This window comes from Poseidonocella sp. HB161398 (genome assembly GCF_005870025.1).
In the GTDB taxonomy this organism is placed as follows: domain Bacteria; phylum Pseudomonadota; class Alphaproteobacteria; order Rhodobacterales; family Rhodobacteraceae; genus Mangrovicoccus.
Window position 1 is genome coordinate 1 of record NZ_VATA01000001.1, and the last position, 12,725, is coordinate 12,725.

General features: G+C 69.6%; 13 protein-coding genes. 5 read left to right on the forward strand and 8 right to left on the reverse strand.

Going from position 1 to position 12,725, the window contains the following annotated elements; all coding sequences use genetic code 11:
- Positions 1–375: transposase (locus tag FGX59_RS00005; RefSeq protein WP_171060429.1), on the forward strand; the 375-nt coding region annotated here is incomplete at its 5' end.
- Between the two features lie 530 nt (positions 376–905).
- Here FGX59_RS00005 and FGX59_RS00010 read toward each other — a convergent pair.
- The 6 genes from FGX59_RS00010 to FGX59_RS38065 form a co-directional block, all read right to left on the reverse strand.
- Positions 906–1,148 (reverse strand): hypothetical protein, encoded by a 243-nt coding sequence (locus tag FGX59_RS00010; RefSeq protein WP_138464215.1) that lies wholly within the window; start codon positions 1,146–1,148, stop codon positions 906–908.
- 14 nt (positions 1,149–1,162) lie between these two features.
- Positions 1,163–1,609, reverse strand: a complete 447-nt coding sequence (locus FGX59_RS00015; RefSeq protein ID WP_138464216.1) for a hypothetical protein — start codon at positions 1,607–1,609, stop codon at positions 1,163–1,165.
- Positions 1,609–1,872: a hypothetical protein gene (locus FGX59_RS00020; RefSeq protein WP_138464217.1), complete on the reverse strand. Its 264-nt coding sequence runs from the start codon at positions 1,870–1,872 to the stop codon at positions 1,609–1,611. The genes FGX59_RS00015 and FGX59_RS00020 overlap by 1 nt, the downstream gene beginning before the upstream one ends.
- A gap of 54 nt (positions 1,873–1,926) precedes the next feature.
- A complete protein-coding gene (locus tag FGX59_RS00025; protein ID WP_138464218.1) occupies positions 1,927–2,325 on the reverse strand; it encodes a hypothetical protein in 399 nt (132 codons plus the stop codon).
- A gap of 95 nt (positions 2,326–2,420) precedes the next feature.
- On the reverse strand, positions 2,421–3,059 hold the full coding sequence (locus FGX59_RS00030) for a DUF2460 domain-containing protein (protein ID WP_138464219.1): 639 nt from the start codon (positions 3,057–3,059) through the stop codon (positions 2,421–2,423).
- Positions 3,060–3,071: 12 nt separating this feature from the next.
- Positions 3,072–3,911: a hypothetical protein gene (locus FGX59_RS38065; RefSeq protein ID WP_206078256.1), complete on the reverse strand. Its 840-nt coding sequence runs from the start codon at positions 3,909–3,911 to the stop codon at positions 3,072–3,074.
- Between the two features lie 23 nt (positions 3,912–3,934).
- Between FGX59_RS38065 and FGX59_RS00040 the strand changes: the two genes are divergently transcribed.
- Together FGX59_RS00040 and FGX59_RS00045 are read left to right on the forward strand one after the other, a co-directional pair.
- Entirely contained in the window at positions 3,935–5,761 is a 1,827-nt protein-coding gene (locus FGX59_RS00040; RefSeq protein WP_138464220.1) for a molybdopterin cofactor-binding domain-containing protein, read from the forward strand.
- 270 nt (positions 5,762–6,031) lie between these two features.
- Positions 6,032–7,237, forward strand: coding sequence for a cache domain-containing protein (locus tag FGX59_RS00045; protein WP_171060430.1), 1,206 nt, complete (start codon positions 6,032–6,034; stop codon positions 7,235–7,237).
- A 943-nt stretch (positions 7,238–8,180) separates the two neighbouring features.
- On the opposite strand, the gene FGX59_RS37355 is transcribed toward FGX59_RS00045, so the two are convergent.
- Positions 8,181–8,333, reverse strand: a complete 153-nt coding sequence (locus FGX59_RS37355; protein ID WP_171060431.1) for a hypothetical protein — start codon at positions 8,331–8,333, stop codon at positions 8,181–8,183.
- A 127-nt stretch (positions 8,334–8,460) separates the two neighbouring features.
- Entirely contained in the window at positions 8,461–8,733 is a 273-nt protein-coding gene (locus FGX59_RS00050; RefSeq protein WP_138464222.1) for a hypothetical protein, read from the reverse strand.
- Between the two features lie 1,738 nt (positions 8,734–10,471).
- On the opposite strand from FGX59_RS00050, the gene FGX59_RS00055 reads away from it, so the two are divergent.
- Entirely contained in the window at positions 10,472–11,467 is a 996-nt protein-coding gene (locus tag FGX59_RS00055) for an endonuclease/exonuclease/phosphatase family protein (protein ID WP_138464223.1), read from the forward strand.
- Between the two features lie 190 nt (positions 11,468–11,657).
- Positions 11,658–12,719: a TRAP transporter substrate-binding protein DctP gene (dctP, locus tag FGX59_RS00060; RefSeq protein ID WP_138464224.1), complete on the forward strand. Its 1,062-nt coding sequence runs from the start codon at positions 11,658–11,660 to the stop codon at positions 12,717–12,719.
- Positions 12,720–12,725: the final 6 nt, after the last annotated feature.

Below are 12,725 nucleotides of genomic sequence, written 5' to 3' on the forward strand. Positions count from 1 at the left end.
TTCCTGGATTTCCTCAAGGAGCTCGACCGGCGGATGCCCGAAGGGCAGGACGTGCATCTGGTCATGGATAACTACGCCACGCACAAGACGCCGAGGGTCAAGGCGTGGCTGGCCCGCCGTCCGCATTGGCACGTGCATTTCACCCCGACCTCGGCCAGCTGGCTGAACCAGGTGGAAAGGTGGTTTGCCGAGCTGACCCGCAAGCAGATCCAGCGTGGCGTACATCGCTCGGTCGCCGAACTCGAGGCCGATATCATCGCCTTCATCGAAGCCCACAACGAGGAACCCAAGCCCTATCGCTGGCACAAGTCCGCAGACGAAATTCTCGCCTCAGTGAAGCGCTTCTGCCAAAAGACCGTATGTCAGGGACTTTAGATTCAGGTGACTAGGTACAATTTGACGTTAGTGGAGAGCATGATTGACCAGCAGTTGACGCGCTGGTCCGTTTGCAAATCTAGTATTTTAGTTTCCATATCAGGCGTACTGTCCTGTGTTACTGCGTTCACTCTGTCGGGACACAGGAGTGAGCGCAAGGCTTGTCCGTCTTGGAAAGTGATTTTTGCTCCATCGACGGTTCGTTGCATAATTGCGATCATGACCGCTTTGGACCCGAAAGCGTGGAGCGATGCAGGAGACGCGACCCTGGGCGCTACGGCCGCTGTCTGCGTCTTGAAGCCATTCGTGGAAGGAGCAGCGAATGTCGGCTCGGCCGCCTTCTCGATCAATGCTGCAAGGCGCACGAACGCCCGAAGTGGGCTCGGAACGAATCGAGGGGCACTTGGCACGAATGCCCAGCAACGGGTAGAGGGTACCATGCTGGGCCAAAATTCCACCCAGAGGCAATGCAGCGCTGTCAACTTGCAATGGTTTTTCTACCAAGCTTCTTGGATACCCAATTTAAGCGGTCACGCTTTGCCGGGGGCGATCAGGGCGGCGCGCGCCGCCTCGATCCTGGCCAGGGTCGCCGCCGCCAGGCGCTCCAGGTCTGGGCGCAGGGTCTCGGGGATGTCATGCGTCCCGGCAGCCCATCGCTGCATTGTGCGATTGGCCGGTCCGCCGGTCAGCTCGCGCAGATCGCGGGCCAGGGGCGTGACCCATTGCGGGCCATAAAGGGCAATGCCGAAGGCTTCCAGCTCCTGGCGGGTCATGTCATCCCCTTGCGTCAAGGATTGCGGCCCCAAACGTCGCCAGGGCTCGGCAGGTGGTCCCAATCATGCCGCCTGTCGTCGTGAAAAAGCGCAACATTCAGGCCGACTTCGGCACAATAGGACAGGCATGTCCGGCCGTCCAGAACGCCCGCCACAATCTCGATTTGCCCGACCAGATCAGGGCAGCCGCCGAAGGGGTCGCGGTGGCGGATCATGATGTCCACGGCCGCGCAGCCCCGCACCGTAGCGCACCCCCGCCAGCGGCTCCAGGCGGTGAAGGCTTCGGGGTCGGTGCCGCCGATGCCGCCCAGGGCAAGAGCATTGTCGGAAGGCCCCGCATCCGCGCCCCTGGCGCGCCTAGAGACAATCTCCAGGAGCAGGGCGCCGGGGGCAAGCCCGGCCCGGCGGGCCGCATAGGCGCGGACAAAGCGGCGCTCTGCGGCGGTCAGGGTCCAGCGCATCAGAACGGGCCGCGGGCGCGCATGGCCGCAAGCTGGTATGCCCGGGTTTCCGCCTCGGTCGCCGGGCGGTTTTCCTCCACCTGCCAGCCCCCGGCGCAGCACCGGCACCGGCCCTCTTGGCGCTCTTCCGTCCTGAAAAGGGGCGCCGCGCATTGCTCGGTTACCCATTCGCGCCGCTCTTCCCGAATGTCGCCCGTCCCGGTTCTCAGCTTCCCATGGATCAGAAGCTTGCGGCGCAGTTGCGTGCAATATGCATGTGTCATGTGTCCGGCCTCCCTTGCCGATCCCGGGGCGGCCAGCGCCGCCCCTGTCGCGGCTCACGCGGTCAGGCGGGCGATTGTGTCGTCCAGGCTGGCGACTTCCGCCTTGACCACATCGCGCCAATGCATGGCGGTGCCAAGCTCGCCCTTGCCGTTCCGGCAGTCGGCGGCTAGGGCTTCGGCATCCGCACGGGTGAAACGCGGCGCCTTCTCAATCGGGCAGACGGCGGAGCCGGTCGCGCGGCGGCGGCCCTGGCCCGCGCTTTCGAAGGTGAAGGACAGCACCATATCGCCGGGCATCACCACAACCCAGGAATGGCTTGCAATGGTGGTGCAGCCCTTCGGTGCAATCATGTCGCAAAGCTCCGCGCGGCGGGCCTGGAAGTCCGCAACCCAGAAGGCCACAAGCGCGGCCTTGGCGGCGGTTTCGGTGGTGCTGGTGCTAGTGCTGGTCATGTCTCGGCCCTTTCGCCGTTGCCTGGCGCGGCCTGGTGCCGTCGCCATATGTCGTAAAAATTACGACATATGGCGGGCCGGTCAAGCCTCTTCTTTCAGTCGAGGCGGACTTCCATTAGCGGGATGTCCGGGGCGGAGGCGATCCCGGCGCCGCTGGACCGGAAGAACGCCGCGTCGATTGTGAGCGTGTCCCCGAAGCGGACCGGCATGGCGTAGGTGAAACCGCATGTCAGCACGGCACCAGGGGCCGGGGCGCTGTCGAAGGTGACCCGCCCGCCGGTGGCGGACAGGCTCCAGCCGCTGGTCAGCTCCGCGCCGTCAACAGCGATCCGCAGGGATGCCAGGGACGGCAGGGCCACCGGCCGGGCGTAGGGCTGGAGCGCGCCGTACACCTTCACCACCTGGAAGGTGACGGCCGAGCCGTCGCCGGTGCCCAGGGGCTGGTCCAGCGGCGTGACGGGCTCGGACGGCAGGCCGGACCGCCAGTCCGTCCAGTCGCGGAAGCGGAAGCTATGCCGCGCCCCGGCCGCCTGTTCCCAGAGGGCGACCACGTCGTCCAGGTCATCCGCCCGGCGGATGCCTAGCCCGGCCTGCCAGGATCGGCGCGCATGCGCCCATCGCTGGTTCCGTTCTTCGTGGCCGCTCTCCAGCGTCACAACATCGGTGCGCCGCTCGCGGATGGACTGGCACCCCTGGGCGACGTCGCGGGGGAAGTCTAGGTCAAGATGCGCCATGCGTTGCCCCTATCAGCTCGCCCGTTCCGCCAGGGCCAGGCCGCGGCGCATTTCGGCCGCAATCTGGGACCTGGAGCGGCGGAAGCCCTCCACGTCCGGGGTGGAAATATTCATGGTCAGGTTGACGGCGCTGCCGCCCCCGCCCCGGCGCGTGACTTCCACCTGTTCCCCTTCGGACAGGCGGACGACCGCGACGTTGCGGTCCACCCCTGCCCGGCCCCGGACGGTGAAGGCGCCGCCGGTGTTGAAACCCAGGAGGCCCCGGACCCAGCCCCAGGCCCCGCCGCCGCCAGCACCGGCGCCGCCGCCGGACAGGCCGCCGGAAAACGCGCTGGACAGAGCATCCGCCCCGGCCGCGGTCAGCCTGTCGAAGGCGGTCCCGATGATGGAATCAACCTGGCGCTGCGCCGCGTCTTCCATGGACCCCAGGAAGCCGCGCCAGGTCAGGTCCCCTTCCCGGGCCAGCATGGTCAGCGACCCGGACACATCATCCGCCAGCCCCTTGAAAGCATCATTCGCCGCGCCGGTGGCGGCCTCGGTCGGCTTGACCATATTGCCGTCCAGGAGGCTGAAATGGTGCCCGACCTCTTCCACCAGGTCCGGGACCCAGGAGTTGCCCACAACCTTGTCATAGAGCCAGGCAAAGGCGCCCTCTGCCTGGCGCACCAGGTCAATCAGCATCTTGAACGGGGCGATTGCCGCCAGCAGGGCATTTGCAATCCCGGTCGCCATCAGCTTGACCCAGCCCGGCAGGGCTTCGAACTTCTCCCGCAGCCCGGTCCAGATTGCGGAGATGTCGTCGCCGAAGGCCAAGTCCGCGGCGCCAATGGCGGCGATCCCGGCGACGGCCACCGCGACGGGGGCGCCTGCCCGGCGTGGTGGCTGTCGTCGAGGATGGCGATTTCGCCGCCGTGGTCGCCGAGGGCGAGTGGGAGGCGGTGCAGGCGATGCGGGCGGCACAGACCGGCCCGTTCGAGCGCCCGGGCCCGGCCCTGCCTGCCGCGGCGGGCGTAGAGGCGCTTCTGGAGGCGCCGCTGCGCGAAATTCCGGTGGGCCGCAGCCCCGCCGGATCCCAGGATCCGGTCGTCCGCCTTGCCGCGCGCTATAGCCGCCCCTGGCTCAGCCACGGCTCGATCGGCCCCTCCTGCGCGGTGGCCTGGGCGCGGGAGGGGGGGCTGACGCTCTGGTCGTACAGCCAGGGCGTCTTCGACATGAAGCGCGCCATCGCCGAGCTCACCGGCCTGACGCCGGAGAAGGTCCGGGTGATCTTCACCCCCGGCGCGGGCTGCTACGGCCAGAACGGCGCGGATGACGTCACCGCCGAGGCCGCGCTGATCGCGATGGCCCTGCCCGGCCGACCGGTGCGGCTGCAATGGATGCGCGCGCAGGAATTCGGCTGGGAGCCCTGCGGCGTGGCCGGCGTGACCGAGGTGGAGGCCGGGCTCGACGCGCACAGCCGCGTCACCGGCTGGCGCTACCGGGTCTGGAGCAATCCGCATGACGCCCGCGCGACCGGCGCCGGGGGCTTCGTCGCCGCGCAGCAGATCGCCAAGTGCTTTCCGGCGCCCGTGCTGGAGCCGCTGCCGATGCCCGCGGGCGGCGGCGACCGCAATGCCGATCCGATCTACGATTTCGCCGGCATGGACATCCGCTACGAATTCGCCGCGGCGCCGCTGGAGCGCGGATCGGCGATGCGCTCGCTCGGCGGGCAGCTCAATGTGCTGTCGATCGAGTCGATGCTCGACGAGCTGGCGCTGGCGGCCGGGGCCGATCCGCTGGAGGTCAGGCTGGCCAATCTCCCGGACCCGCGCGGCATCGCGGTGCTGCGCCGCGCGGCCGCGGCCTTCGGCTGGGAGGGCCGGCAGCGGGGGGACGGCTATTCCGGCGCCGGGCTGGGGTTCGCCCGCTACAAGAACCAGGGCGCCTATTGCGCCGTGGCGCTGGAGATCACGGTCGACCGCGACAGCGGCCGCATCCGGGTCGGCCGGGTCGTGGCGGCGGCGGATGCCGGGCAGATCGCCTCGCCCGACGGGGTGCGCAACCAGATCGAGGGCGGGGTCATCCAGTCGCTGAGCTGGGCCATGCTGGAGCAGGTGGCGATGGATCCCCGCCAGCGCATCTCGCTTGACTGGGGGCGCTACCCGATCCTGCGCTTCGACCAGGTGCCGGAACGGCTCGATGTGCATCTTCTCGACCAGCCGGGCGCGGCCTTTCTGGGCGTGGCGGAGGCGGCGCAGGGTCCGGCCACGGCGGCCCTCGCGAATGCGCTGGCCGACGCGACGGGGCTGCGCCTGCGGGACCTGCCGGCTCTCGCCGCGCAAGCTCCGCGCCGCCCTGCGCGGCCGGGCAGCCTGAACCCGCAGCCGTGCAGGGCCGGCCGGACCCTGGCGGCAGCCGCTCCGCTGCCCGGCGGCAGCGCCGGAGCATCCTGCCTTCTCCTGGGCCGCCGCCGGAACCCGCGCCCGCTGCTGTCCGGGCGGTCGGCGGATGGCCGGGGTCCGGCGGCGGTCGCGTGGACAAGATGGCCGGAGACCGGATTGCCAGGGCGGAGCGACCGGCGGGCAGAGAGCCTCCGCTTGCAGGCGCCCGGCGCAGGGTCCAGCCGGAATGGCGGCCTTCTCTGGGGGGCATTGCATGTCGGCATCGCCAGGAGCGCCGCCCGATCCACCCGGAAAGCGCTGCCTTCGCCGCGGGGGCGGTGACAGGCCTCGCGGGAAGCCGGAGCGCCGCGGCCTGCGGATAAGACGCGGGCCCGCGCCGCGCCGGGACTGTCGCATGGCTGCGCGCCAATCCGGCGGCCGAGGCCATAAATAGAGCCCAATCTACCGGGAATACGACCATCGTCCAGCATTCGGGATGCGGCGCAAAGCGCCCGCTTCACGGCGGACGGCATTGGCATATTCTGCATATTGGTTTACGATGTTAACAGAAAAAATTCCAACTTACTTATATGTTGAATGAAAGGGGCTTCCATGCAGAGAACGCGTCCCGAACGGATTCCGCGCGCCACGTTCAGCGCGGCCATGGCGGTCCTCCTGGCGACACTGGCGGCGGCCGTCTTCGTCGCCGGCTCGGTGTCCGTGGCCGTGCGGAATTCGCAGGAGGAGTCCCAGCGCGCCATCATGCTGCGCGGCTCCGAAGCGGTGGCGCTGAGCTTCAACACCGCGCTGAAGCGGGAATGGGACAGCCTGCATGCCGTGGCCGCGAATATCGGCTCCTCCTCGCCGGACGAGATCGCGGATTTCATGGATGCCGTGTCCGCGACCGGCGGCCAGGTCGCCTGGGCCGGGGTCGCCTCGACCGAGGGCACGATCATCTCGGGTTCGAACCGGCTGCGCGAGGGACAGGATGTCAGCCAGAGGCGCTGGTTCCGCGAAGGCCTGCGCCGCCCGAATGTCGGCGGCGTGTTCCGCAGCGCCTCGCTGCCGGGCGGCACGGATGGCGAGCCCGAGGCGCTGCTGAACCTCTCCACGCCGGTGAAGAATGCCGATGGCGAGACGATCGGCGTGCTGGTCTACGGGCTGCGGATGGCCTGGGTGAACGGCTTCCTCCGCCAGGCGCGCGAGCAGCTGGGCATCGACATCGTCGTGCTGGACGATGCCGGCGACACGCTGGTCGACACCCGCGACGATCCGCAGTCCCTGCCCGAGGATGTCATCGCCAGCGCCCGGCTGGGCCAGATGACCGCCGGGCGGTTCAGCATGCTCGACGGCGGCACCGGCGCCTATGCCTACAATCCCGACTTCATCCAGCAGGGCCTGCCGGACTTCCGCTGGAACGCCTTCGCGGTGCTCGACAAGAGCCGTCTGACCAACGTCCTGCCCGACCTGATCCGGAACCTGGGCGTCGTGGTGACCGTCGCCGCGCTCTTCGTGCTGGCCGCCGTGACGATCTCCATGCGGCTGCTTCTCGGCCCGATCGAGAGCCTGGCGGACACGGCGCGGGAAGTGGCCAAGGGCAATTTCGCCTTCCCGGTGGAGACCGCCAGCTCGCGCGAGGCGGCGACGCTGTCAATTGCGCTGGCCAAGATCCAGGTCGAGCTCGCGGGGCTGCGCGTCAACCGCCCGACGAGCCGCGGCAAGGGGGCGCTGAAGCTGCTCTTCGACCGCGACCGGGACGCAACCGCGCCCGGCACCGCCGCGGAGCCCGACGCCCCCGCCCCGGCCCGGCAGGGCTGACCGGGGCGCCACGGAAAACTGCCCGGCGGCGGGATGCCGCCTGACGGCTGGGGCGTCTCGAGGGCCCGGTCGGGGATCTGCGGGCCGCAGGGAACAGCGCGCGGCCCGGCACGGGCCGCCGCGGATCCGGTCAGACCCGGCAATTGACGCTCAGGCGGCCGGCATGGCCCGTCAGGCCGCTGCCGAAGGCGCCGTCACGGCGCAGGCCGTGGGTCGGGGGTGCCGGCATCCAGGATCTCCGCCCCGGCGCTGATGGGGCCGACGGCCCCGGGCTGCGCCACGTCGCTGGCGAAGGAGCCTGCCGCCGGATCGGCCGCGGCGAAGCGCTGGTCCGGTGGACAGGCTGACGCCCGCGCGGCCGTAGAGCCTCAAGGCCGCGCCATTGCCCGGCACACAGGCATGCCCCGCCTCGATCGCAGCCGCCTCGCTGTCCTCGACCTCGACGGAGCGCTCGCCCGCGCCCGTCTCGGCATGGCCGTCCGACCGGGTCCAGATCACGTCGGGAACCGTCATCGGCACCAGGCAGGAGGCGCCGACTCCCCGGCGGCAGCTTGCCTGCAGGCAGCGCTGGCCGTCCGACTAGGCGCCGGCGCTGCCGCAGCAGTCCATCACCGCGGCGAAACGGCTGCGCGCCAGCTCGACCAGGCTGGCCCCGGGAGCGCGCCGCGACAGCACGTCGGCATAGCCGCCACCGGCCGCCGCCGTCTCCAGCGCGCCTCGGACATCGCGGCATCGCCGCTACGGAACGCCTCGCCCAGCGGCTGCGCGCCGCGCCCGTGGCGCTCGTGGCTGAACCTCTCGCCCGGGACGGCCAGGATGAAGCTGTCCGCGCCGAGGGTCTGCTCGCAGGTGAAGAGCACGGACTCGATGCTGCGAAGGCCCTGGCGATCCCCTCGCCCGCGGTCGGGAGCGTTCTCTCGGCGTCGCAGCGAACCGAGAGCGGCTAAAGCCGGAGCGTGACGCCGCGCGCGAGCTCGCGCAGGTCCGAGATGCCGCCGGCGAAGTCGACCGCGACATGCAGGCTGCCGCTCTCCGGCTGGGCAAAGCCGCCCGCGACCCTCGGCGTCTCGGTTTCCGCGAGCCTGCCGATCTCCATCCGGCCCTCGTTGGTCACATCCGCCTGTTAGAGCGCCGCCCCGCTCATGACCCCGCCCGCCTTGTTGGGCACGGCCCCCGCATGGGCGCTGTCCGCGGCCTCGACGGCGAAGCTCGCAGCAGCCGGATCAGCCGTCGCCATGCTCGCTCGAGCCGTCGCTCCCGCCGCTGTCCTCGAGCGCCGCGCCGTCGTCGGAGGAGGCCTGGACGACCGAAGTGCCGCGCCCGCCGCCACCGATCGACTGGGCCAGGACGCCGTCGGCATCCGCGCCCGGGGTGCAGATCAGACCGTCGGTGGTGATATCCACCGTCGCCGCCATGCCACCGGTGCGGCCGATGCCAACATCGACCGAAGCGGTGAAGCTGGAGCTGCCGGAGCGTTCCAGGGTCTCGTCGGGCACGTCGCTTTCCGGGCTACCGGCCAGGCTGTCGCTGACCGAGAGGCCGACGCTGGCGCCCGAGCTGTCGCTTTCGCCCTGGGCGCCGCGGGACAGGGCGATGACACTATGACGCCGTCCTCTTCCGTGACGTCGATCCTCTCGCCCTCCAGCGGCCCGGAACCGCCATGGCCGCCCTTCGCGAAGCAGGTCCGGGTGCCGCCGCCGGAGTTGAGCGCGACGATGCCGCCCGACACCCCGCTGCCCGCCTGGGCATTGGACACGGTCATGTCCTCATGGGGCGCGATCCTCACATTGGCGGCATGATCCGAGCGGTCATGGGTCGGCTTGCCGCCGGCGCCTTCGCTCTGGGCGCAGATGCCCCGGGCGCTGCCGGGCGAGCCGCTTAGGTCCCGATCGCTGCATGGCCTTCTTCGCCGTTCACGACCGTGATCCCGTGCGCCGCCATCGCCGTTGCCGCCGATCGACTTGGCGGCAATGCCCCAGGCGCATGCCATCCCCGAGACCGCAGCGCCGCTGTCGCCGATATTGGCGCTGTCCTTGTTGCAGTTCTGCCCGGACCAGCCGGTGCCGCCGGACCGGCCAGCCGTCAGGCCGCTCTTCTGGCTGCCGCCGGTGCCCCCTTCGCTCCAGCCGGGGATGGCGGCCATGCCCCGGTCCTCGGCATCGGTCACCGGTTCCACGGACAAGGAGCCGGAACTGACGGCTGGTCACGCCGTTGCCGGTGCCGCCGGGCCCGCCGCTCGACCGGTCGCCGCCATTGCCGGACTCGCCGTCAGCGCCAAGGCTGATCCCCGAAATCAGGGCGCCTATGCCCCCGCCGTCGTACTGGCATGTCGTGAAAGCCGCGCCGGAATTGCCGATGGTCACGGCACCGCCCGAGCTGCCCTGAGCGGTGGCACAGCCCTCGTCCCTCTCGGAGCAGGCCATCACGATGCCGTTCTTCTCCACGCCATGGCCGCCATTGGGCAGCCGGCTGGGGTTCCCGTGGAGCTGGGGCCATTCTTGACCGCGGCGCTCGCGCCTGCCTTGCCGGTCTTGCCGTCATTCGTGCCGTCACTGCCGACGCAGATGTCCCAGGCGCACTGGTCCTTGCCGCTGTCGCAGGCCGACCGGCGCCAGCGGGCCGAGCCCGGCGGCAAGGGCAAGGGGCACCAAGGCGGTGAAGCCAGACGGTGCGGCTCTGCAGGGCGCGCGGCCGATCCAGCGCACGGCCCGGCCCCAGACCGCCAAGGAGGTGCGGATCGGCAGGGCCGGGTGGCGACGCGCAGCGGCGCCTGCCGGGTGACGGCGGACGGGACATTCTGGTCCGGGGAAGTCGTCGCTTTCTCCTGGCTCTTGGCGCCCGCAAATTTCTGCCGGACCGGGGTCTCCGGACCGGCAGGGACATTGGGGAAGTCGGCGCAAAGGGATGTCATGACCGCGGCGCGACGGCGCGGTCCGGGACCGGTAGGCACGGGGTTCGCCGTCGCACCAAACAGGCGTGAACATGGACGGGCACGCAGGCAACCGGAAGGAGGGACCGGCCATGCAAGGCGGGCTATGCTCTGCCGCAGGTCCCGCACAGGCCGGGTTTCGCCTCAGGCTACCTCCGGGCGACGTCCCATGCTGACCACCAATTCGGCTGAATTCTGGAGAAATCTTGCCTTAGCGTCACTTTTGCCGCGCAAGCCTGTCCCCTGTCTCACGGCTGTGACGCATCCGGGCCCATACTGGCCGCACGGCACAGAGGAGACCGACGATGCGGCTGATGTCCTACAATATCGAATGGTTCGACGACTGGTTCGAAGACGACAACGCGCTGAAGACGACCCCGGAGGCGCGGACGAAGTTCGGCGCCGTCGCCGGGGTGATCCGGGCAGCGGATCCGGACATCATCGGCATCACCGAGGGTCCGAACACCACGACCACGACCGGCATCCGCAGCACGGTCGCGGCGCTGGAGAATTTCGCCGCCGCAGAGGGGCTGCGCCAGTCGCGGGCGCTGATCGGCTTCCCCTCTCCGGGGCGGCAGGAGATCGCGCTGCTCTACGACCCGGCCGTGGCCGGGATTGCGCATGATCCCGGCGGCAGCGCCCGCAGCAAGTCGAACCCGCCCTTCGACCAGGAGTTCAAGGTCGACAGCGACGGCGACGGCATCATGGAGGTCTACAAGCACTACCGCCCGCCGCTCGAGGCGAAAGTCACGCGGCTGGACGGCGGCGCGCCGTTCTGGATCATCGTCGCCCATGCCAAGTCCAAGGGCATCTTCACCGCCATGGACCGCGTGCATTTCGAGCGTACTTCGGACCGCAACCGCCGCAAGCTCTTCGCCGAATGCACCTCCATCCGCCGCCGGGTCGAGGACTGGCTGAAGGAGGGCCGGCCGCTGGCGGTGATGGGCGACATCAATGACGGGCCGGGCTTCGACTACTACGAGAGCCGCTTCGGCCGCAGCGCGGTGGAGATCATCCTGGGCGACCTCTTCGATCTCGACGGGCTGCTCTGCTACCCGGCGGGGCGGCCCGAGTTCGGCCGCTACGGCTGGGAGCCCTCGACCGCGCGCTTCACCGACATCTTCACCGGCGACAAGGTCAATGCGCTGATCGACCATATCATGATCTCGCAGCAGCTGCGCCCGGCCTCGCCCGGCGCTTTGACGATCTGGAACCCCTACCAGAGCGACATCGCCAAGCCGTTCAAGGCGCTGCTGCTCGACGCCTCGGACCATTTCCCGATCACGCTCGACATCGCCTGAGCCCGGCGCGCGCCGTCCGCCCGGGCGGCCCGGCCCGCCCTTCCCCGGGCCTCTCCCGCCTGCCCCGGCGGCGCCTGCATCCATCTTGCGTTTTTCTTGTCGACAAACAAAACGCAGGCAATTATCCCGGAGGCAAGGCCGGGGCGCGCAGGCGATTCCACCGGCCACGGACAAGAACAGGGAACGGATGATGCTGGATTTCTTGAAAGGCTGGGCGCTGGCCGCGCCCGTGATGCTCGCCGGCGGGGCGGCGCTTGCGCAGGAGGTGACCTGGCAGGTGCCGACCTCGGTGCCCGAGGGCTCGCCCTTCTACGTCAACTTCCTCGAGCGCTTCGCGGAGAATGTCGACACGCTGACCGGCGGCCGGGTCGAGATCGAGCCCTTCGGCGCGGGCGTGCTGGTCCCGGCGCTGAAGGTCTACGAGGGGGTCAAGGACGGCGTCATCGCCGCGGGCCATTCGACGCCGAGCTACCTCGTCAACCAGGACCCGGTGAACGCGATCTTCGCGGGCTTCCCGGGCGGCATGGGCCCCGAGGCCTACATCACCTGGATCTACGAGGATGGCGGCAAGGACGCGCTCTACGAGCTGCGCGCGGCCGAAGGGCTGAAGAGCCTGGTGGTCGGCATCGGCTCCTCCGAGATCATGGCGCATTCCAACGTGCCGATCCGCACCGCCGCCGATCTGAAGGGCCTGAAATACCGCACCTCCGGGCCCTGGGCCGAGGTGATGAAGGAATATTTCGGCGCCGTGCCGACCGTGGTGCCGCCGGGCGAGATCTACACGCTGCTGCAGCGCAAGGGCGTCGACCTGATCGAATGGGGCCCGCCCTCCGGCAACCTGCCCGAAGGCTTCCACGAGGCGGCGAAATACATCATCGTGCCGGGCGTCCACCAGCCGACCTTCCTGTGGGAAGTGGTGCTGAAGCAGGAGACCTGGGACGCGCTGCCCGCGGATCTGCAGGGGCTGATCGACAAGGCCGCCGACCTGACGACGATGCAGGGGCTGCTGCACTTCTACAGCCAGGACATCAAGGCGATGGAGACCTACCGCAGCGGCGCGAACGAGATCATCACGCTCGATCCCGCCTTCGTCGAGGAGCTGTCGGAGGCCGGGCAGGACTGGATCGCCAAGACCGCCGAAGCGCAGAAGGCCGAGGGAAAGCCGGCCATGTCGGAGCTGCTCGCGAAATACGAGGCCTTCGAGCACAGCTGGTCGGCCGAGAGCAGCTATCTGATCCGCAACCAGGACTGACGGCAG